Origin of the sequence: Lysobacter gummosus, assembly GCF_001442805.1 — a bacterium.
GTDB classification, from domain to species: Bacteria; Pseudomonadota; Gammaproteobacteria; order Xanthomonadales; family Xanthomonadaceae; genus Lysobacter; species Lysobacter gummosus.
Genome location: NZ_CP011131.1, coordinates 2,101,835 through 2,124,241 on the forward strand (window position 1 = coordinate 2,101,835; position 22,407 = coordinate 2,124,241).

Consider the following 22,407-nt stretch of genomic DNA (forward strand, 5'->3'; position numbering starts at 1 on the left):
TCCGGGTGGCGCCGACAGGGCCTGAGCGATCGAGTGTCTGGATGTCTGCTTATGGCCGGAAGAGGACTTCACTGCTCAGATGTCTGCTCGGCCAAATGCAGACGTTCGGCCGTGGGTGTTAAACCCCGAAACCCGGCGGCGCCTGAAACCCGCCAAGCTCTTGTGCGATCAGTCGGGCTACTTCAATAGTGGTGCGATCGCCATATTCCGGGCCGATGATCTGCAGGCCGATCGGAAGCCCATCGCGCGACAGTCCGCTGGGGAAAGCGGTGCTCGGCAAGTATGCGACGGTCGCCAGGCCTACCCAGAAGTAGTGCTCGTAATGCGAAGTTTGTGTCGCGTCGACGGCGAGAACTCTCTCGGGCCTGGGCCGATGGTCATGTTTGTAGGCCGTTGTCGCGGAAATCGGGCATATCACTACATCCCAATCGTTGAAGAAGGCGCGCCACCGCAGTCGGTAGTTGGTGCGCGCTTCATCGTGATCGGACCAGCTTCGATGATCCAGTACGCGGGCACGGGTAAGCACCGCTAACGGCGACTCATCTCTCGCATCGAGCTCTGCGGCCATGCCCGCGATGGCGGAATAGTATTCATCCGGAAGGTTTGCGAGTCCTGACGATGCCAACAGGTTCAGATAGGTGTTGTGCGATTGTCTTGGAGAGATTTCAGGGCGAGCCAGATCGCTGACTATCGCGCCAGCCCGGGCAAGAACTTCCCCGACGTCCCGCACGCGATCCGATATCTCGGCAGAGGTAGGAGCGAAATCCTCCTTCGGCCAAATCGCGACGCGCAAGCCCCGTAAAGTGCTCGCCCTTGGCGGTGGAAGCACCAGTCTCCAGCCCGATGACCGGAACCGGTCGGGGCCCGCTACGACATCCAGAGCCAGTTGCAAATCTTCCGCGCTCCGCGCCATGGGCCCGACGACATTCAGATCCGGCGCGGATACGACGCCAAGCGGATTGTGGCCCAACGTTGGGACGATTCCATAAGTGGGTTTGTGTCCATACACGCCACAGAAGTGCGACGGATTTCGGATCGACCCACCGATATCGGAGGCGAATTCCAGGCCGGTCAAACCGGCCGCCAGCGCGGCGGCCGATCCGCCGGAAGATCCGCCCGGCGACCTGCGCGTATCCCAGGGGTTGTTGGTTGTTCCGTAAATGTCGTTGTAGCTCTGCCAGTCCGCGAGCCGCAGCGGGACGTTCGTCTTCCCCATGAAATGGGCGCCGGCCGCCTTCAGGTGCTCGACAACCGCGGCATCGTTCTGGGCGAGGTTGTCCCGTTGCTCCGGCACGCCCCAGGTAGTCGGCAATCCGGACACATCGAAGGCTTCCTTGATCGTCATCGGGACGCCGTGCAGCGGTCCCGATCGGTGCCCCCGGGCAAGAGACGCATCGGACAACTTCGCCGCTTCCAGTGCGTGTTCGAAATTCCGCACCACCACGGCGTTCAAGGCTTTATCGAACTGTTCGATGCGCTCGATGTAGTACCGAGTGAGTTCGAACGAGCTGACTTGTTTTCGCTGGATCAGTTGCGCAAGGTCGGTCGCTGACGAAAAAGCCAGCTCTATCGACCTGTCTGTGGGGCGGCGGTCTTCAGTCAAGGGGGCCTGATTCCTACTGGCTTGCGCTGCAGTGCCGGAATTCTAGCGGAAACACAAGTGGCCGAAACGGGGCGGCGGCGGTCATAGGAAATGACCGCTCCGGCTGGAGCCCCGATCCTATGCCCGGACCCGTGCATCCAGTTCGCACCCATGCGACCCTTCCGCCCATTCGCTCATCCATGACATAGCAGCCGCCCTTCGCGGCCAGGGGAGAAAGGAATGCTTCGCGCCGTTGTCGTGTGCTGTCTGTGGTTGCTGCTGTCGTGCCCGGCGTTCGCCGCCGCGGACTATCCGTTTCCCGCCACCGCGGTCGAGAGCCGCGCCGAACTCGATCGGGCCATGCCGACGCTGGCCGGGCAGGTCGTCGCCGATTACGCCGACAGCGATCGCGTGCGTTACCTGGGCACTGCGGCGAGGCTGCAGATCGTCGCCGGGCAGTACCCGCAGGCGCTGGCTTCGATCGAGGAACTGCGCCGGCTGTCGCCGCTGGGCGGGGCGCCGCAGCAGCGCGCGACGATGGCGCAGTACGAGATCTACGCGGCGAGCAAGCAGTTGCAGGCGCGCGAGCGGATCGAGTTCGATGGCGCGTTCCGGCGCAGTTTCGAAACCGCGTTCGGGTCGATGGACGATCGCGCCGCGGCCATCGCGATGCGCGGGTTCGGTCGCGATCAGTTCAATTCGGCGGGGGAGCAGCGGGCGCTGGACGCGGCGCTGGCTGGGCAGAAGGATAAGTCGCGCATCGATCAGGCCTCCGCATTGGCGCTGGTTCGCGCCTATCTGGTCGCCACCGTCTATCGCGACTTCAGTGCCCAGGCGGCCGACTTGCTGGCTGCCGACGATGCCCGGCGTTATCTGATCCAGCGCGATGTCGCGGTGCGCACGCCCGAGGGCGCGACCGTGTGCGCGTTGATCGTGCGCCAGCGTGCGGCGCCGGCCAAGCTGACCGCCTTGCTCAATTTCACCATCTACGCCGATCCGGCGACGATGCTCAACGAAGCGCGGCGCAGTGCGTCGAACGGGTATGCGGGCGTGACCGGGCTCAGCCGCGGCAAGGGTTGCAGTCCCGATACGCCGGTGCCGTACGAGCACGACGGTGCCGATGCGGCGGCGTTGATCGACTGGATCGCCGCGCAGGCGTGGAGCGACGGGCGGGTCGGCATGTTCGGCGGCAGTTACGAGGGCTTCACGCAATGGGCCACGGCCAAGCATCGGCCGAAGGCGCTCAAGGCGATGATGCCGTCGGTGACCGGCGCGCCCGGGATCGACGTGCCGATGGAGGGCGGGATTTTCTTCGGTTTCCAGCATTACTGGCCGTTCTACGTCGCCAACAACAAGACCCTGGATTACCCGGCGTATGAAGACGATGCGCGCTGGCAGCGCATGTTCCGGCAGTGGTATGTGCAGGGTGGGGCGTATCGCGAACGCGATAGGCTCGACGGAACCACCAACACCTTGTATCGGCGCTGGCTCGATCATCCGGATTACGACGCCTATTGGCAGAGCATTACTCCGTACCGCCAGGAGTACGGCGCGATCGATATTCCGGTGTTGACCACCACCGGCTATTTCGACGGCGCGCAGATCGGCGCGCTGCACCATCTGCGCGAGCACTATCGCTATCGGCCGCAGGCGGAGCATTACCTGGTGATCGGCCCCTACGACCACTTCAGCGGCCAACGCGGGACGGTGGTGGCCGGGAACACGGTGCGCGGCTACACGGTCGATCCGGTCGCGGGCATCGACATCGGCCAGTTGCGTTATCAGTGGTTCGACTATGTCTTCAAGGGCGCGCCCAAGCCGGCCTTGCTGCAGGATCGGATCAACTACCAGGTGATGGGCGGCAACGTGTGGAAACACGCGCCATCGCTGGCGGCGATGGGGCCGCGGCGCACGCGCCTGTATTTCGGCGCGGCGCGCGAGGACGGCACCTGGCGTTTGCAGGGCGAAGCGTCGAAGCGGCCGTCGGCGGTGCAGACGCTGGATCTGGCCGACCGCCGCGACGCCGACCGTACCGTCCCCGGCGGCGATATCGTCGATAAGGTGCTCGATACCGAGGGCAGCGTGGCTTTCGTCAGCGAGCCCTTCGCCGCCGCTGTCGAGTTCAGCGGGCTGTTTTCAGGGCATCTGGAACTGGTCACGAACAAGCGCGACGTCGATCTGCATATCGGCTTGTATGAGCTGACCGCGCAGAACGAGTACTTCGAGCTGTCGCGCTATCAGTCGCGCCTGAGCTATCAAGGGCATCCGGAGCAGCGGCGGCTGTTGCAGCCGGGCAAGCGGCAGCGTTTCGATTTTATCGCCGGGCGCGCCACCAGCCGCGCGTTCCGGCCCGGCAGCCGCTTGGTCGCCGTGGTCGGGCCGGGCAAGGGGCCGCAGGATCAGATCAATTACGGCAGCGGCAAGGATGTCAGCGACGAGACCATCGCCGATGCGGGGGTGCCGTTGCGGATCGAGTGGTTGGGGCGGAGCTATTTGGAGGTTCCGTTGGCGCGGTGATGCATGGGCGGCGGGGTGGGGGTTTTTGAAAAGCAGTGTTGGTAGTGCGATTTCTACAGGATTTTCGTAGTTGGTTTTATGTTCAGTTCCTTGGCCTGAACTCGATCGGCACGATCACCACCGCGGCGATCGGCTTGCCCTTGCGCATCGCCGGAGCGAAACGCCAGCGGCGCACGGTGCTGATCGCCGAGCGATCGAGAACGCGGTTGCCGCTGCGCCTGCTGAGGTCGACCTTGAGCGGTCGGCCGTCGGCCGAGACTTGCACGCGCAGCGTCACCAGCCCGCCTTCGCTGTGGCGCAGCGCTTCGACCGGATAGGGCGGTTTGGGACTGAAGCCCGGCAGCGGCCGCGGCTTGGCGCTGGCGGCGTCGGCCGCGCGGGCGAGGCGTTCGCTCGCGGCGCGGGCCTGGGCGAGGCGCGCTTTCTCCGCGGCGGCCGCCTTCGCGGTCGCCGCGATCGTAGCGGTGGCGAGGCGATCGATCTGCGACAAGCGCGCCGTGGTTTGTTCGATCAACTCCGGCGCAGCCTCCAGCCCCGGACGGTCCATGCCCGGCGTGCCTTCGATCGCCTGCATCGGCGCCGAGCTTTCGATCTGCCGGTAACCGTGCGAGACCACGATCAGCACGCCGATCACCAACGCGATCGCGCTCAAGGCCAGCGCCAGCAGCCATGAATTGGTCGGCGCTTCGGCCGGACGCGCGAACTTCGGCATCTTCACCGGCGGGAACGGTTGCGCCGGCGGGCTCGGCGCGACCGCGCTGACCGACAAGGGCACGGCGTGGTCGGGATCCATGTGCAGCACGCTGACGCGGCCGGCGTTGAGCGCGGCGGCGACTTCGCTGCTGGCGCCCAGCGCGCGCGCGACTTCCTCCAGCGCGACGCTGCGCTGCGAGCCGCGGCGTTCGCTGCTGGCTTCGGCGAAGCGCCAGCGGTTGTATTCGGCCCAGATCAGCAGCAACGCCACCACCACGCCGGCGGTCGCGGGCAAGGCCAGCATCAGGAACGGATCGACCTCGTGCTTGCGCAGGTACAACTCGGAGGCGACGTTGCGGATGCCGAGCAGCCACAGCACCAGGGTCAGTACCGGCGTCCACAGATACAGGTAGATCAGCCAGAACGCGCCGGTGACCATGCCCCACAGCGTGCGCGGCAGCGCCGGTTGCGCGCCGGGTTTCTGGATCAGTCGCGAATCGTGCTTGTGCGGCGTCGGATTGGCTCCGTCTTTCTTCTTCGCTTTCGCCGGGCGGGCCGGATGCAGCACCGCGTGCGCCGGCCGCGAGAACGTTGCCGCCGCGCGTCCGGTGTCCGCGCCCGTGCCGGGCGTGGCGCCCGGTGTGATGTGATCGCTGTTCATCGCAGTCCCCGATCCGGGCTGACCCAGGTCGCACGCGTGCCGCGGCGTTTGAGCAGGGCCTTGGGCACCGCGGTGACCGTGGTCGCGAAGCTCAGCAGCCAGTACGCCATCGGGTACCAGATCATCCAGTAGTAGTTGCGGCCGACGCCGGTTTCATAACGGCGGTCGATGATGATGCTGGCGGCGAACTGCAACAGGCAGATCAAGGCCAGGATTACGCCGTGCCACGACGGAAGCAGCGTGGTCACGCGCAGTTGCTCGGGCAGTTCGACGAACAGGCCCAGCGCCCACAGCGCGATGATGAAAGCCATGATGTAGGCCCAGCCCACGCTCATCACGTATTCGGCCAGCACCGCCCACATGCGTCGCTTGCGCCAGGAGAACAGATCGCGGGTATGGCGCAGCAACACTTCCACGCCGCCCTGGGCCCAGCGCAGGCGCTGCTTCCACAGGCCCTTGAGGGTTTCGGGCATGAGGATGAAGCACATCGCGTTGGGCTCGTAGCGGATGTCCCAGTGGTCTATCTGCAGGCGCCAGCTGATGTCGATGTCTTCCGTGACCATGCTGTCGGACCAGTAGCCGATCCGGTGCAGGGCGCTGCGCCGGAACGCGCAGATCACCCCGGACACGGTGAAGATGCGACCGTAGACGCGCTGGGCGCGCTTGATCATGCCGATGATCGAAGAGAACTCGCCGACCTGCAGCCGTCCGAGCAGGGTCGAGCGGTTGCGGATGCGCGGATTGCCGGTGACCGCGCCGACCCGCGCGCCTTGGCACAGATGCCAGACCATCCAGTGGGTGGCGAATTCGTCCAGCAGCGCGTCGCCGTCGATGCACACCAGATACTCCGCGCGCGCCGCCAGCGCGCCCATGCGCATGGCGTTGGCCTTGCCCAGGTTGCGGTCCAGGTGGACCACGCGCAGGCGATCGTGCTGCGCGGCCAGGCGGTTGAGCTTTTCGCCGGTATCGTCGCGGCTGCCGTCGTTGATGGCGATCACCTCGAAGTCCGGATAACGCTGCGCCAGCGCCGCGCCGATGGTTTCGTGGACGTGATCGCCCTCGTTGTGGCACGGGATCAGGATCGACACGAACGGCGCGTCGCTCATCGGCGGCGGATCGGTGCGCGGCCGCGCGTGGCGTTCGCGACGGAAGTAGTAGTACAGCCCGCCGGATATCCAGAAGAACGACATCACGATCGGATAGAAGAACGCGAACTGAAACAGCGCAGTAAGTAGTGGGCTTGCGGCAGGATTCATGGCGATCTCATGACGGTGTGACGGCGGACTTGCGTCGTGGCCGCGGTCGCGGCCACCGTTGGTTCAGCGTTCGAGGTAGGGAAAGCCGCGCGCGGACATGATTTCGCGAGCGTCGGCGGTGGAAGGGCGGTCGTCGATGAAGTTGTCCGGATACCAGGCCAGATGGCGTGCGCCGGCGGCTTGCAGCCGGCGCGCCATCGCCTTGAGTTGCGCGGCCGGGATCGGACGATCCTGGTGACGCCAGTCCACGGTCTGCAGTTCGAAGATGGTGCGGGCCAGGCCGCGCGGCGACTGCTTGACCTTGGTCATCAGCACGTCCATCCAACGCTGCGGATCGCGGCTGTTCTCCATCCACGGCATCGCCATCACCGCGGTGTAGTCGTAGGCTTGGTTGAACGCGGCCAGATTCTGCGCGAACCAGGCCTCGCTGTTCGGATCGAGCACCGGCGCGGCGAACAGGTTGCGCACGGTGATCAGCTTCGGCCGCCACTTGCCGGCGGCGCGCGCCAGCTCCTGCGTGAATCCGATCAAGGCCTGGGTGCGCGCGGCCGGATCGGCCGGCGCCTGCCCGCGCAGTTCGTCCTCGCGCAGCAGCGCGTCGTCGTGGAACAGCAGGCCTTCGGTGTAGCCGCTGACGGCGAGGTCTTCGTACAGATCGGCGACGATCTTGCGCGTACGCGGTTCGAATGGATTGAGGCGATGGGTCTCGGCCGGGTTGCTGGCCTTGATTTCCAGCTGCGCGTTCAAGGCCTTGTCCGGCAGTTCGAAGCCCAGCACCGGCAACCAGGCGAACACCTTGACGTGGGCGCGGGTCTTGAGCTGCCAGGCGACGCGGTTGTACAGGTCCGCGCGCATCGGCATATGGCGGTTGGGGAAGTACATCGCATCGGCCGAGCCGTTGCCGTCGGGATCGGCGAAGGCCTGCAGGAACACGTGGCTGGGCGCGACCTGCTTGACTCGCTCGATCAGCTTGTCGAGATTGCGCGCCTGCTGTTGCGGATCGGCGTCGTAGACGTAGTCCAGATCCACCTGCAGCGCGCGCACGCCGTCGAGTTCTTCGTCGTGGCGCAGTTCGTAGGCCAGATCGTTGACGGTGGGATTGTCGAACATCAGCAGGCGGGCCAGGCCGTGCAGGTCGCGGCCGACCGCCTGATGGCGACCCTCCAGGTCGAAGGTGACGTTCATGCCGAGCTGATCGGCGATGGCGTTGGTCTGGCTGTTGTAGGCCGCGTACGGCCACACCACCGACTGCGGCGAGACGCCGAGCTCGCGCTTGATCGCGGCCGCGCTCGCGGACAGATCCTTGCGCACCCGCGCCAGATACTCGGCTTCGCTCTCGTAGCGCTGGGCCTTGGCGTCCCACTCGCGGGTGATCGCCGCCGGCATGGTGTTGCCCTGCGGGTTGGAGGTCACGCCGCGATGCAGATTGTCGCTGTGCGAGGCGATTTCGATCAGGCCCGAGGCCTGCATCTCGCGCAGCTGATCCCAGGTGACGAAATCGTCGTGAGTGAACATGCGCGGGCCGTAATCGACCTGTTTTTCGCGCGGCAGATCCACCCAGCCGGTCACCACCGCCATCAGCGCGGGGTAGCGATACGCGCGCAGCAGCGGAAACACATGGGTGTAGATGCTGCGCAGGCCGTCGTCGAAGGTCAGCAGCACGGCCTTGGGCGGCAGCTTCTTTTCGCCGCGCGAGGCCTTGATGACATCGCTCAGCGCAACCGGCTGGTAACCGTGGCCGGACAGCCAGTCCAGATGCGCGGCGAAGTTCTGCGTGCTGACCGCGTAGGCGTCGGGATCGCCCTTGCGCGCGACATCGTCGCGGATGTCGTGGTAGCTCAGCACCAGCAGCTGATCGGCCTTGGCCTGCTGGGCGATCGCATCGGCGGCGCCGCGGTCGATCGCCGTGGCCGGCTCGGCCGCTGCGGCTGCGAGCGGCATCGCCAGCACCAACGCGGCGGTGAACAGCAGACGCTTGAAAGCCAGGCGCATCATCGCCGCCTGCGTCGCGAAACCTTGCATGCTCATTGTTCACCCCAGCGGAAAGTCAGATCGAAGCCGAGGTGTTCCTCGCGCACGCCGTCGTACACCGGTCGCGACCAGTTGACGCCGTAGTTCAAAGTGCGGCCGGTGGCGAAACGCCATTCGTGTTCGTAGCGCAATTGCGGAATCCAATAGCTGCCGTAGCCCTGCTGCCAGTACGAGCCGGCTTGCACGGTCAGGCGTTGGCGGAAGTGGCGCTCGTAACGGCGCCAGGCGAGATGGTCGAAGCGCAGGCCCAGGTTCAGCGACGAATCGCGGCTGGGATTGAAATAGGGCACGTCAGCATCACGGCGGCTGGCGCGGCTGGTCGCCACGTCGGCGAGACCGTCGATCAGCAAGTGCGGCCGGGTAAACAGGCGCTGCTCGCCGTTGAGGCCGAAGGCGGTGCGGGTGTTGTCGTCGCTGTAGCGCAGTTGCTGCGCGGTCGCGCCCAGGTTGGTGCGTTCGCTGGGCGTGTAACGCAGGCCCAGGCTCAGCGCATCGGCGTCGATGCCGCTGCGGCGCGCCTGCAGCGAAGCCTCCGGCGTGCCGCGATACCACGACGCGGTGCCGTACCAGGCATCGTCGAATCGCCAGCCGGCATCGGCGTAGTAACCGGTGCGGTCGCTGCTGTCTAGCCAGCGGTCGTTGGCCCGATCCACGCCGAAACCCAGGCTCAGACGGTCGTAGACGTACAACGCGCCGACGCCGGTGCGGCGGTCGTGCACGCGCTGCTTGCCGAACGCGCCGTCGGGATAATCGGCCCAGGCGTCGCGCGCATGCGCGGTCAGGCGCCAGCGGTCGTGGATCAGCGGGCTCTGAATTTCGACGCGGTGCTCGGCATCGCGGCTGCCCAGCGGCGATGCGGTGGCGCCGCCGCCGCGCGCATCGCTGCGGCCGAAGCTGCTGCCGACCAGCCATTGCCAGCCCATGCGGCTGTCCCAGGACTGCGCCATCTGCTTGACCTGCACGTCGCGCGCGCGATTGGCCAGCAGTTCGTCGTGAATCGGCCGGGCCAGATCCACCCGGTTGTGTTGCAGATGCGCGCCGACCTGGCCGATGCGCGCGCCGACGTTGGTCGGCTCCAGCGTGCTGGCGATGCGGAAGCGCTCCAGCGCGCGATCGGTCCAGCCGCGCTTTTGATAAGTCACGCCCAGGTCGCTTTGCAGGCCGGCGTTGGTGGGGCCGATCGCGGCGAGGCTTTCGAGATACTTCTGCGCGCCGACCGTGTCCTCGCCGTAGAGACGGATCATGGTCAGGTGGCTGTCGGCGTCGTAGTGGCGCCAGTTCTCATGGCTTTCCTTGGCGCCGGCGACGCGCACGAACGCGGGCTGCGCGGCCTTGATCTTTTCCAGTTGCGCGTAGGCGTCGTCGAAGCGCTCGGCCTCGGAGTACGCATAGGCCAGTTGCAGCTGCGAATCCTGGTCTTCCGGCCATTCGCGGGTGACGCGTTCGAGCACCGTCGCGGCTTCCTCCGGATGCTTGTCGGCCAGCAGCGAGGCGCCGACCTTGGCCAGCGCGTACATCGGCAATTGCACGTTCTCGGCCTGCAGGGCGCGGTAGCGCTCGACGACTTCGGCGTGACGCTCCAGATGGTTGAGCAGCACCAGTTCGTCGAAGCGCGTGCGCAGATCGGCTTGCTGTTGCTGCGGGGTCTGCGCGGCGCGGTGCTGTTCGAGCGCACCATGGGCTTCGCGCATCTCGGTCAGGCGCGCGGTTTCGCTCTCGGGAAACAGCGTGCCCCACAGCACGCGGCGGGCGAGGCGGTCGGAATCCAGTCGCTGGCGTTCTTCCGCGCTGAACAACTGCGGGCGCGCCTGATACAAGTCCCAGGCGCGGTCGGCGCCGCCCAGATCGGCCAGGGTCAGCACCTGCAGGCGGTACAGGCGATCATCGCCAGGACGGGCCGCCTGCGCGCTTTCGATCCGCGACAACGCGGCCAGCCATTGCCGGTCGGCGCGCAGGCGCTCGATCTCGGGCAGGGGGTCGGCAGCGGCTGACTGACTCGGCGAGGCAACAACTGACGCAAATGGGCAGGTTGCGGTCGCGATCGCCAGAGCGATGGACAGGGCAAGACGATGCTGTATCGGCATTGGAGACCGAGTTCCGAAGGGTGGGGAGTGTCGCAGAGCGTGACTTGGTGCAAATAAAAATGTGAAACAAGTCACGTTATTTGAGTATTGACGCAAGAGCTGTGCCAAAGGGGTGTGAAAGCAATCGCCCTGTATTGGCTTAAGCAATTGTTATTTAAGCTATTTTTTGCTGATGAATGGGCTCGAAAATGCTGCATCGCGGTTTGACAAGCTGAATTTAGATCGATTTAAATCAATCTCTGATGGGGCCGCGACGTCACACATCGGCGCGCGGCGGCAGAACGGCATGCCGTTCGTGGGCACTGTGGAGCGGATATGTCGGCACGTAGAGAGAACCGCCGTGGCACCGTGCTGGGCAGGGCGGCGCTGACTTGGGCCCTGGCCTGCGCGATCGCCGGGCCCGCCGCCGCGGCCAAGCCGCGCCAGTTCTGGAGTTCGTTCGAAGCCGCCGATCCGGCGCCGGCGCCGCTGGCCGCCGACGCCATGCACGTGAGCCTCGACGGCGGCCCGCCCGCGGCCGCGGCCCTGACCGCCAAGGCCGGGGCCGGCTTCACCGGCGTGCATTCGCTGCGCTTCGAAGGCGACGGCAGCGGCGCCGAGCAACTGGCGCAGGTGTTCGAGGTCGATATCGCCATCGGCAAGGACAGCGAGCTGTCGTACCGGCTGTTTCCGTTGTCGCCGGCCAACGTCGCCGCGCCCGCGCCGGTGTCGCAGCTCGATAACCTGCGCAATGCCTCGACCTATGTCGCCATCGATCTGGTGTTCGACGACGGCAGCCGCCTGTCGCAGCTCAAGCCGCTGGATCGCTACGGCAATCCGCTGACCGCGCGCGGGCAAGGCGCGGCGCGGCTGTTGTATCCGGATCAGTGGAACGCGGTGGCCAGCCGCATCGGCGAGGTCGCCGCCGGCCGCCGCGTGCGCCAGATCGTGCTGGTGCACGAGGGCGAACGCGGCCAGGCCTATCGCGGCTATCTGGACGATGTGCGGATCGAACCGGCGCCGTTGAAGAAAAACCCGGACAAGCGGGCGGCCGAGCATCCCAGTGATTACGTCGACACCCGCCGCGGCAGCAATTCCAATTCGCGCTACTCGCGCGGCAACACCTTTCCGGCGGTGGCGCTGCCGCACGGGTTCAATTTCTGGACGCCGACCACCAACGCCGGCTCGGACTGGATCTATCAGTACCAGGAGCGCAACGGCGAGGACAATCGCCCGCGCATCGAAGCCTTCGCGCTGTCGCACGAGCCCAGCCCGTGGATGGGCGACCGGCAGACCTTCCACATCCTGCCGGCGCTGGGCGAGGGCGCGCCGCAGTTCGATCGCGCCAAGCGCGGCCTGAGCTTCGGCCACGAGCAGGAAACCGCGCGCGCCGACTATTACCGCGTGCGTTTCGACAACGGCCTGATCGCCGAGATGACGCCGACCGATCACGCCGCGATGCTGCGCTTCACCTATCCCGACGGGCATGCGCAGTTGCTGTTCGATCAGCGCGACGAGCACGGCGACATCGTGCTCGATCGCGATGGCCGCGGCCTGAGCGGCTGGACCGAGAGCAAGAGCAAGCTGTCCGCCGGCGCCGGCCGTCTGTATTTCTATGCGCGCTTCGACCGGCCGATCAAGGACGGCGCGCGCCTGGACCGCGCCAAGGACCGCAACCGCGTCTCGGCCTGGTACGGCTTCGATCTGTCCGCCGATCCGGCGCGGCAGGTCAGCATGCGCATCGCCACCTCGCTGATCGGCGTGGAGCAGGCGCAGCGCAACCTGCAGCTGGAAATCGCCGACAGCGACAGCTTCGACAGCGTGCGCGAACGCGCGCGCGCGGCCTGGGACGCGCAGTTGAGCATCGTCCAGGTCGAGGGCGCGGCCGAGCACGAGCGCGCGACCTTGTACTCCAATCTGTATCGCCTGTTCCTGTATCCCAACAGCGGATCGGAGAACACCGGCACCGCCGAGCGTCCGCTGTACCAGTACGCCAGCGCGTTCTCGCCGGCCGCGGGCGCCAGCAGCGCGACGCGCACGGGCGCTGCGGTGATGGACGGGCAGGTCTACGTCAACAACGGCTTCTGGGACACCTATCGCACCAGCTGGCCGGCGTATGTGCTGTTCACGCCCAAGCATGCCGGCGAGATGATCGACGGCTTCGTCCAGCAGTACCGCGACGGCGGCTGGATCGCGCGCTGGTCTTCGCCGGGCTATGCCGATCTGATGGTCGGCACCAGCTCCGACGTCGCCTTCGCCGATGCCTGGCTCAAAGGAGTGCGCAATTTCGATGTGCGCTCGTTCTATCAGTCGGCGATCCGCAACGCCTCCACCGTCAGCCCGGTGCCGGGCGCCGGACGCAAGGGCATCGAGCGCGCGATCTTCAAGGGCTACACCGACACCAGCACCGACGAAGGTCTGTCGTGGTCGATGGACGGCTACATCAACGATTTCGCTATCGCGCGCCTGGCCTCGGCGCTGTCGCGCGAAAGCGGCGGCGACGATCCGTACCGCGGCAGCTACGCCGACGATGCGGCGTATTACCGCAATCGCGCGCTGGGCTACGCCAACTTGTTCCATCCGCAGTTAGGCTTCTTCGTCGGCCGCCACCGCGACGGCCGCTGGCGCTACACCGCGAGCGAATTCGATCCCACCCGCTGGGGCGGCGACTACACCGAGACCGACGCCTGGAACATGGCCTTCCACGCGCCGCAGGACGGCGCCGGCCTGGTCGCGTTGTACGGCGGCCGCAGCGCCCTGGGCAACAAGCTGGACCTGTTCTTCTCGACCCCGGGCACGTTCGATGTCGGCAGCTACGGCGGGGTGATCCACGAGATGCTGGAAGCGCGCGACGTGCGCATGGGCCAGTACGGCCACAGCAATCAGCCTTCGCACCATATTCCCTATATGTACGCCGCGGCCGGACAGCCGTGGCGAATCCAGGAGAAGGTGCGCGACATCATGGATCGCCTGTACAGCGGCGGCGAAATCGGCCAGGGCTACCCGGGCGATGAGGACAACGGCGAGATGTCGGCGTGGTGGTTGTTCAGCGCCGCAGGTTTCTATCCATTGCGCATGGGTTCGCCGGAGTACGTGATCGGCGCGCCGCGTTTCGAGCGCATGAACATCCGCCTGGACAACGGCAAGCAGTTGCAGATCAACGCGCCCAAGGTCAGCGAACGCAATCGCTACGTACAGTCGTTGCGGGTCAACGGCGAGCCCTGGGATCGGCTGACCCTGCCGCACGAGTTGCTGGCGCAGGGCGCGGTGCTGGATTTCCGCATGGGCCCGTCGCCGTCGAACTGGGCGAGCTCGCCGCAGGCCTTGCCTGAATCGCTGAGCCAGGAAGGCGAGGTGCCGTCGCCGCTGTTGGACCTGAGCCGTCGCGACAACACCGCGGTCGCCGGGTTGAACGGCAAGCAGGCGGCGGCTTTGTTCGACGACGATTCGACCACATCCGCGCGCTTGAGCGGGCCGATGCCGTCGCTGAGCTGGAACTTCAAGGCGCCGGCCACGGCGCGGTTGTATACGCTGACTTCGTCGAACAAGCGCGGCGATGCTCAGGCCTGGGCGTTGCAGGCGTCGAACGATGGGGCGCAATGGACGACGCTGGATGAGCGTCGCGATCAGCGTTTCGCCTGGCGTCGGCAGACCCGCGCCTTTGCCATCGCGCAGCCGGCGGCGTATTCCCGCTATCGGTTGCGGCTGTTGAACGATGGGGACGGGCAGGGGGCGATCGAGTTGGCTGAGGTTGAGTTGTTGGGTGAGGCCAAGTAGGCGGACTGCGCTGGGTTTGCTGCTTCGGTAAACGTTGAGGCCCGCGTTATCGCGGGCCTTGCTGCGGCGATTGCCAATAATTTTCTGCGACTGAGACTGTAGCTGCGGCTGCTTGCTCTTGCTCTTGCTTGAGGCTCCTGCCTTTTTTGCTCGTCATTCCCGCGAAGGCGGGAATCCAGCGACTTCAAGCGTTCTCGCACGAAAGGCACTGGATGTTCGGCTCCGCCGAAGTAAAGCGGAGCCCGCCTTCGCGGGAATGACGGTAGGACGGAGTGCGCAGGTAACGTCAAAGCAAGAGCAAAGTGGGGCAGGCGAGAAGCCAAGATAGGTGCAGCGCCGGAGCAAGTGCATTTGCAAGGCCAGAGCAATCTCGGCTCCAGCCGAACTGTTAGTACCTCATTACGCGCTGTGACGCTCCACACGGTTTAACGCCAATCCTAGACGCCGGTCGCAACCCGTTCGATCGCCCGCTGCGAATCCTTCCCGCGATGTCCCGCTATCGCCCCTTCTTGTTCCTGGGAACGCACGCGCGAGCGCGCTAGTGTCGGACGGTCAAACGCCGCCGCGCACCGCGCGACGCGCTTTGTCGGGGACGCTCGATCGACGGCGCTTTCGTTACGGAAGCGTTCGACCCACCACGCGGAACGATTCCGCAAACGAGGCTGATATGGATACCACGGGACGTAAACGTTCCAGCCTGCGGCGCTATGCCGTGGCGCTGGCGACGAGCCTGCTGTTCGCCGCGCCGCTGGCGCAGGCACAGAATTTCGAGGCGGTCTATGGCGAGACCGACAGCAGTGAGTTCGGCGAAGACGTGAAAGCGGTCAATGTCTGCGGCGGCGGGGGCTCGGTGCTGGTCGGCACGCGCAATCGCGGCGACCTGCAGGACGTGCAGGTCAGCCGCGTCGATAACAACGGCGTCGAGCTGTGGCAGAAGACCTACAACATCGCCGGCAGCAAACGCTCGCTCGGCCAGGCCATCACCGAGCTCAGCACCGGCCGCGGCTTCGCCGTCACCGGCGGCGTGTGGCTCGGCGAGGGCCGCTCGATCTACGTGCTGCAGATCGATTGCGAAGGCTTTCCGAAATGGACCACGGTGCTCGAGAACGTCAAGCGCGAGCAGTTCGCCAGCGGTTACGACATCATCGAAGGCCTGGGCGATCGCCACTTCGACCTGGTCCTGGTAGGCGAGGAAAACTCGCGCGACAACAAGCGCAAATGGGGCCGCATCGCGCGCCTGGACAACGGTGGCGGCGTGCTGTGGAACCAGTTCTACGACGGCCTGGACCGCTGGCCGGAACTGCGCTTCCGCGCGCTGACGGAAAATATCGCCGCCAGCGGCGCGCCCACCGATCTGGTCGTGGCCGGCAATTCGGTCTCGCCCAACGGCCTGAGCAGCGGCCTGATGTTCCGCACCGATTTCGCCGGCACGCCGATGTGCAGCACCGCGCTCAACAACTCCGATCAGTCGCAGGCCTATTTCCATGGCGTCACCGCCTTGCGCAGCCGTCAGTTCACCGGGCAGTCGGTGCTGGTCGGCCTGAATTCCAGGATCGACGGCACCGGTGTGCAGGCCTATCTGACGCGGTTCGCCGCCGGCTCGTGCGCGGTGATCACGCAGACGCTGTGGGCCGACCCCAGCGGTCAGGCCTTCCGCGCCTATGATGTGCTGGAAACCAACGATGTCGGCGGTTCCGGGCCTCAGTTGGCTCTGGCCGGCACCTTGGGCCAGCCGCAATACGGCGCGGTGTTCGCCGCCTCGATCGGCAACCTCGACGACACGCCGCTCAACGTCAACCGCTTCGGCATCGGCAAGGAGATGCTGGTCGCGATCGACCTGAAGTCCAGCGACCGCGTCGTCGCCGCCGGCTCCACCTTCAGCGACTACGTCGGCGTCGGCGATCCGCAGGACATGTACCTGGTGCAGACCGATCCGACCCTGGGCACGCTGTGCGACAAGCCCTGGGACCCCAAGGTCCAGCGCGTGGAGTTCAAGCCGCAGGACGTGCAGGCGCAGTTCGCGCGGATCGATCCGTTCGAGCGCGTGGACACTCCCTACGTGCCGGTGCACGGCGCCGACATCGTTTGCGAAGTCGATCCGCCGGAGAATTGCCCGGGCGTGATCAACAACGGCATCGTCCAGTTGGGCGTGCACAACACCGGTTATCTCAATATCGAATGCCCGGCGATTCCGCGTTCCAGCGGCACCAACGGCGGTTCCCTCGTCGGCCTGCGCTATATGCCGACCAATGGCGACGCCGCTTCGCCCGGCTCGCCCTGCGAAGGCTGGGGCGTGGCCAGCGCCGATCTCGGCATCACCGGCGACACCTCGCGCTGCTACGGCGTCAACAACATGGCGCTGGTGTCGTTCGTCTACACCACATCGACCGCGACCTCGGTGGTGGACGTGGGGCCCAGCAAGACCTTCCGCGTCACGCACAAGTTCACTCCGGTGCCGGCGACGCCGTATCTGTACCGCGTGGACGTGAGCATCCAGAACAACGGCAGCCAGAACGTCGCCGATCTGCGCTACACGCGCGGCATCGACTACGACGTGCCGCCGAATACGTTCTCCGAGTACATCACCCTTGCCGGCTCGTCCAGCTATGTGCTGGCCTGGAACAACAACGGCTTCAATGTGTTCAATCCGCTGGGCGGCAACAGTGGTACGTCCGGGCCGTTCACCGACCTGGGCGCGGGCGATCAGGGCGCGCACATCGATTTCAAACTCGGCGCGCTGTCGCCCGGAAAGACGCTCAGCTTCGTGACCTACTACGGCGCCGCGCCGACCGAGCCGCTGGCGCTGGGGGCGTTGTCCACGGTGGGCGCGTCGGTGTACTCGCTGGGTCAGGCCAATTGGAACGGCACCGGCAATCCGCTCGACAATCTGCCCGATCCGTTCGGCAGCTACGGTTTCACTTCGGGGGAACCTGCGACCTTCATGTACGGTTTCGACGGCAAGTCGCCGCGCTGATGCGCTGTCGGCGGTCGGTATAGATCGAAGTCACGCCGCTCCGGGGACGCGAGTCCCCGGAGCTTTGTTTTGGCGCAGGCTGGGCAGATGCAGCAAGGCCAGCAGCGCCACGCCGAGGATCGACCAGGCCAGCGCTTGCGCGGTCTGCGCCCAGTGCAGGCGGTCGATCATCGCGCCGGTCGCCAACGTCGCCAGCGGCATCGCGCCCATGGTCGCGGCCGAGAACCAGGTCATCTCGCGGCCCATGCATCGCGCGTCGGCGCTGCGCTGCAGCCACGACAGCGATTGGATGCCGTAGTAGTTCGAAGCGCCGGCCAGCAGGCCGAATGCCAGCAGCGCCGACGACAGCGGCCACCACGGTTGCGCCGCGGTGTACGCGCCCCAGGCGAGCAGACCGTAGGCGAAGGCGGCGACGACCCAGCACAGCACGATCTTGCGCAGCACCGCCGACATCGACGGCGGCACGCCCGGCGCGGACAGGCCGGCGGCGGCGAAGATGCCCGCGAACTGGGCGAGGTAGATCCACAGGTAGCGCGTGTCGTGGCGTTGCACCAACAGCACGGGCAGCAGGATCTGCACGGGACCGAACACCAGCACCGTGCTCGACAGCAGATAGAGGTAATAGCTGCGCGGGATAGCGGATGTGGGCGCCGCTACCGCGATCTGATCGACAGCCTCAGCTGCATCGTCGTCGCGCGCATCCGTCATTCGCCGCCGCACCGGCCCCCGCCGCCGCACCGCCGCGATCAGCGGCAACGACGCCGCCACGCAGACCGCGTCGATGGCGAAAGCGATGGCCAGCCCGCGTTCGCCGTCGGCGGACAGGATCAGGCTGCCGGCCAGCATCGGCAGCGCCATCGTCGCCAGGCTGGAGGCGACCGCGAACACAGCGTTGCCGGCGGGCAGCAGGCCCTTGCGGATGTACAGGCCGAAGCAGGCGCGCCCGGCCGGATACGCCACCGCCCAGACCAGTCCGCCGATCAGCGCCAGCAGATAAATCAATTCGATGGTGATCAGCCCGAACCATGTCGTCGCCGCCAGCGCGGCGTTGATCGCGACGTACAGCGCGCGGCAGCACCACAACACCCGGGCCGGATCGGCGCGGTCGAGAAATCCGCGGAACGCGAACAGGAACGCCAGACTCGGCAAGGCTTCGAGCGTCGCGGTCAGGCCCAGGTCCAGCGCGTGTCCGGTCAGGCGCATGACCAGGAACGGCAGGGCGATGAGGGTGAAGCTCGCGCCGAGCGTGGTGATCAGATTATCCAGCAGCAGCCAGCCCAGGCGCGGGTCGCGGCGGCCGAGTCGCCACAGCCGCGCGGCATCGCGCAGACGTTGGCGCGGGCCGCGACGGCGGAGCGCAACGGTGTTCATCATTCGCAGTGCGACGCTCGCGGCCGAACCGATCGCCGCCGCCGCGCGCTCAAGACCGCGCGGCGGCCGCGCCACGCGCGCGGCGCAGGAAGAACAATTCGTCCTCGCGTTCGACGCTGAGCTGGTAGGCGCTGGCGATCGCGCGCAGCTTGCCGGCGTCCAGGCGCCAGACCGGCTCCACGTCGTCCACGCCGACATCCAGCGTCCACTGCATGCCCAGCCAATGGGTCAGCACGAAACCCTCCGGCTTAAGCAGGCGCACCAGCGCTTCGAAATAGCGTTCCAGATGGCGCTGGCAGCAGGCGAAGCTGGCCAGGTTGTTGTCGAGGATGCAGTCGAAGCTGGCCGGCTCGAACTGCTCAGCGAAGGCCAGACTGTGTTTGTTGAGCAGATGCACCGAGTAGTCGCGCAGGCCCAGGGCGCGGCCGTGCTCCCATTCGTTGCGCGCCACCGTCACCGACACGATCCGCCGCGCCTTGCCGGCCAGCAACTGGGCGACCGAGGAATTGCCGGTGCCCACGTGCAGCACCTCGCGGCCGTCGAGCGCGGCGCCGGCCAGCCAGCGGTTGATCGCGGCCTGATCCTCGGTGGGCTCGCACGCGGAGTAGTCCAGCAACGGCCAACTCGCGCGCTGGTCGGCGGCTTCGTGCGTGTCCACATGCGGTTCGCGCCCGCAATCGATGCGCTGCGCGCCGATATCGAAGCGCGGACTGAACGCGGACGCGCGGAGGGAGGCGGACTCGGTCATGGTTGGGATTCGCGAAGAAGACGATGCATCTTGATTCTTCATCGATCGGCGAGGACATGTCGAGCGACCGCGCAGGCAACGATCGCGGAACTGCATGGCGACGTCACAGATTAAATCGGTTTCAGCTTTCATTCTTGCTTGCGAAAGCGCGGCAACGTATCGCGCTCGTGTGGTCGAAGTCGTTTCAGTTGAAATGTTCCGCCTGCAAGTTTTCCAGTCACCTCTCCCAACCCGTTAGTTCTAGCACCTGGCGTGCGGGCCCGCGAACGCGGCCACCCGTATCGACGCGTCCGGTCTGGCAATCAGATTTGCGAGTTCGCAGCCTGTGGCCGCGCGCATGCGCGCGCGCCGACGGCGGCGCTCGCACTGCCGGATGCGCGCCGCCCATGTTCAGCCAGTTCGTCCTGACCGGTTTCGTCGGTTTCTCCACCCTGGTACTGCTCGCCTGCCTGATTTTCCTGGCCGGCTGGGCGTGTTTCCGATTGCTGCGGCGGCCCGCCTCGCGGACGCTGGCGCACTATCCGTTCGTGTCGATCCTGGTGCCGTTCTACAACGAGCCGGTGGAGTCGTTCCTGACCACGTTGGAGGCGATCGAACACAACGTCTATCCAGGCCGACTGGAAGTGTTGCTGGTCGATGACGGTTCGACCAATTCCACTGCGAGTGCAGTCGCACAGTGGCTCGCGCAACCCAGGCTCAAGGACTACCGGCTGCTGTCGCGCGAGCGCAACGGCGGCGCCAAGGGCCTGGCGCTGGATGCGGCCTTGCCGCAGATATCGCCCGATTCCGACGTGGTCACGGTGATCGACAGCGACACGGTGATCCTGCCCGGCGCGCTGCGCAACGCGGTCGAGGCCTTGTACTCGTCGCCGCGCCATGCCGCGGCCTGCGGCCTGATCGTGCCGGCCGGGCGCAACACCTCGTGGCTGCACCGCCTGCAGTTCTACGAACACATCGGCGCGTTGGCGGCGATTCGCTACGTGCAGAGCAAGATCGGCGTGGTCAACGTGGTCGGCGGCGCGTTCTCGCTGCATCGTACTTCGGTCATCCGCGAACTCGGCGGCTGGGGCGAGTGGCTGGTGGAAGACATCGCCTGGACCTGGCGCGCGCTGGCGCACGGCTATTCGATCGCGTACGCCTCCGATGCGATCGCCTACACCATCTGTCCCACGACCTTCCTCGGCCTGTTCCGCCAGCGCCGGCGCTGGGCGCGCGGACGGCTGGAATCGTTCCGCGTCGCCTGGGGCATTTCGCGCGCGCGGACCATGAAGATGCTGCCATGGTGGCTGCTGTGGGCGCAGTCGGCGCTGGTGCCGACCTTGCTGCTGCTGATCGCCGGCGCGCTGGTGTATCGCAGCCATCATCTGCTGGCGGTGGCGGCGTTGAACTGGCTGCTGATGGCGGTGCTGAATTTCATCTCGGTGTTGCATTCGCGCACGCTGCTGCAACTGCGGCCGCGGGATATGCTGCTGGTGTCGGTCTACAACACGGTGATGGACGTGCTGATCCTGCCGGCCAACGTGATCGGGCTGATCGACGAACTGCGCGGTGGGCGCAAGAGCTGGATGACTCGCTGAGGCCGCTGGCATGCAATGGCATCGATTTCTGCAGGCGCGACCGCGGGCTTATCTGGGCCGCGGCGACGGCTCGCGACGCGCGCTCGCGCTGACCTTCGACGACGGCCCCGGCCGGGCCACGCCGGCCTTGCTCGATGCCTTGCGCGAGCTGCAGGTGAGCGCAAGTTTCTTCTGCACCGGAGCGGCGGCCAGCCAGCATCCGCGATTGATCGAGCAACTGCTGCGCGAAGGCCACGAGGTCGGCAATCATTCGCAGACGCACGCCGATGCGCGCGGCTTCGGCGCCCGGGACTGGTTCGCGCGCGAGGTTGCGCCGGCCGCCGTTTCGTTGCGCGAAGCCGGGCTCAGCGAGAACCCGCGCCTGTTTCGTCCCGCCTACGGCGAGATCGACGAAGCCCAGTTCGATGTGCTGGCCGAGGCCGGCTACGCGGTGGTGGGTTGGTCGGTGGACCCGCGCGACTGGCTGGAACCGGACGCGCCCGGCTATGTGTCGTGCGTGGTCGAATCGGTGTTGGCGCGCATCCATCCCGGCGCGATCGTCCTGCTGCACGACGGCGACGATGAGCAAGGCCGCAGCCGTGAAGGCATCGTAAAAATCGTGCGACAACTGGTGCCGGCGCTGCGCGGGCAGGGCTATGAGTTCGTACGCGTGAGCGAATTCCTGCCGGCCGGCTGAGATCGCCGCCGCGGTACCGATCAACGGATCGGAGACAGGCGGCCCGCGCGCACACGCACGCGATCGCCCTCGCGCAGGCGCTCGTTCCGCTCATCCTGCCGCAATTGAATTCGACGTCCGTCGTCCATGCGCACGGTGATGTCGTAACCGCGCGCACGCGCATCGTCGCGATCTTCGTCGTCGTCGCTGGCGGCATCGCGCGCGGCGCCGGCGACGGTGGCGACATCGCTGTCGATATGGCCCAGGGCGACATCGCCCAGGGCATTGCCGACTGCTTGCATGACCGCGTTGCTGCGTTGGCGCCGCGCCGCCGGTTCGATGCGGGCGACGGTGCCGCAGTCCCGGCAGGACGCGTAGTGGTCCGCATCGCGGCTGGCGGCGGATCGGTTGGCGGCGCCGGCGAGGCCGGCGCTCGCGCTCAGGCACAGCAACAGCAGAACAGTGGATACATGCATGATCGGGCGCTCCTGACAAAGGCGCT

General features: G+C 66.4%; 13 protein-coding genes. 5 read left to right on the forward strand and 8 right to left on the reverse strand.

Annotated elements, in window-relative coordinates:
* Positions 1 to 118 precede the first annotated feature (118 nt).
* Positions 119 to 1,603: an amidase gene (locus LG3211_RS08720; RefSeq protein WP_057942487.1), complete on the reverse strand. Its 1,485-nt coding sequence runs from the start codon at positions 1,601 to 1,603 to the stop codon at positions 119 to 121.
* 219 nt (positions 1,604 to 1,822) lie between these two features.
* Here LG3211_RS08720 and LG3211_RS08725 point away from each other — a divergent pair, with 219 nt between their 5' ends.
* On the forward strand, positions 1,823 to 4,099 hold the full coding sequence (locus LG3211_RS08725) for a CocE/NonD family hydrolase (protein ID WP_083512407.1): 2,277 nt from the start codon (positions 1,823 to 1,825) through the stop codon (positions 4,097 to 4,099).
* A gap of 82 nt (positions 4,100 to 4,181) precedes the next feature.
* Here the strand turns inward: LG3211_RS08725 and pgaD are convergent, their stop codons facing one another.
* From pgaD to pgaA, 4 genes are all read right to left on the reverse strand, one after another.
* Positions 4,182 to 5,453 carry a poly-beta-1,6-N-acetyl-D-glucosamine biosynthesis protein PgaD gene (gene pgaD / locus LG3211_RS24810; protein ID WP_083512408.1) on the reverse strand — a complete coding sequence of 424 codons (1,272 nt, stop codon included), beginning with the start codon at positions 5,451 to 5,453 and terminating at the stop codon, positions 4,182 to 4,184.
* Positions 5,450 to 6,709 carry a poly-beta-1,6-N-acetyl-D-glucosamine synthase gene (gene pgaC, locus LG3211_RS08735; RefSeq protein WP_057942489.1) on the reverse strand — a complete coding sequence of 420 codons (1,260 nt, stop codon included), beginning with the start codon at positions 6,707 to 6,709 and terminating at the stop codon, positions 5,450 to 5,452. The genes pgaD and pgaC overlap by 4 nt, the downstream gene beginning before the upstream one ends.
* Before the next feature lie 63 nt (positions 6,710 to 6,772).
* Positions 6,773 to 8,731, reverse strand: a complete 1,959-nt coding sequence (gene pgaB / locus LG3211_RS08740; RefSeq protein ID WP_425479969.1) for a poly-beta-1,6-N-acetyl-D-glucosamine N-deacetylase PgaB — start codon at positions 8,729 to 8,731, stop codon at positions 6,773 to 6,775.
* A 2-nt stretch (positions 8,732 to 8,733) separates the two neighbouring features.
* The gene (gene pgaA / locus LG3211_RS08745) at positions 8,734 to 10,824 is read right to left on the reverse strand and encodes a poly-beta-1,6 N-acetyl-D-glucosamine export porin PgaA (protein ID WP_083512409.1); all 2,091 of its coding nucleotides are present in this window, start codon (positions 10,822 to 10,824) and stop codon (positions 8,734 to 8,736) included.
* A 315-nt stretch (positions 10,825 to 11,139) separates the two neighbouring features.
* Between pgaA and LG3211_RS08750 the strand changes: the two genes are divergently transcribed.
* Positions 11,140 to 14,580: a GH92 family glycosyl hydrolase gene (locus LG3211_RS08750; protein ID WP_083512410.1), complete on the forward strand. Its 3,441-nt coding sequence runs from the start codon at positions 11,140 to 11,142 to the stop codon at positions 14,578 to 14,580.
* Positions 14,581 to 15,247: 667 nt separating this feature from the next.
* A complete protein-coding gene (locus LG3211_RS08755) occupies positions 15,248 to 17,554 on the forward strand; it encodes a hypothetical protein (RefSeq protein WP_057942491.1) in 2,307 nt (768 codons plus the stop codon).
* A gap of 30 nt (positions 17,555 to 17,584) precedes the next feature.
* On the opposite strand, the gene LG3211_RS08760 is transcribed toward LG3211_RS08755, so the two are convergent.
* Entirely contained in the window at positions 17,585 to 18,928 is a 1,344-nt protein-coding gene (locus tag LG3211_RS08760; protein WP_148648806.1) for an MFS transporter, read from the reverse strand.
* A gap of 46 nt (positions 18,929 to 18,974) precedes the next feature.
* Entirely contained in the window at positions 18,975 to 19,673 is a 699-nt protein-coding gene (locus LG3211_RS08765) for a methyltransferase domain-containing protein (RefSeq protein WP_057942493.1), read from the reverse strand.
* Positions 19,674 to 20,059: 386 nt separating this feature from the next.
* Between LG3211_RS08765 and LG3211_RS08770 the strand changes: the two genes are divergently transcribed.
* Positions 20,060 to 21,250, forward strand: coding sequence for a glycosyltransferase family 2 protein (locus LG3211_RS08770; RefSeq protein WP_057942494.1), 1,191 nt, complete (start codon positions 20,060 to 20,062; stop codon positions 21,248 to 21,250).
* Between the two features lie 10 nt (positions 21,251 to 21,260).
* Positions 21,261 to 21,926 carry a polysaccharide deacetylase family protein gene (locus LG3211_RS08775; RefSeq protein WP_057942495.1) on the forward strand — a complete coding sequence of 222 codons (666 nt, stop codon included), beginning with the start codon at positions 21,261 to 21,263 and terminating at the stop codon, positions 21,924 to 21,926.
* 20 nt (positions 21,927 to 21,946) lie between these two features.
* Here the strand turns inward: LG3211_RS08775 and LG3211_RS08780 are convergent, their stop codons facing one another.
* A complete protein-coding gene (locus LG3211_RS08780; protein ID WP_057942496.1) occupies positions 21,947 to 22,381 on the reverse strand; it encodes a hypothetical protein in 435 nt (144 codons plus the stop codon).
* Positions 22,382 to 22,407 lie beyond the last annotated feature (26 nt).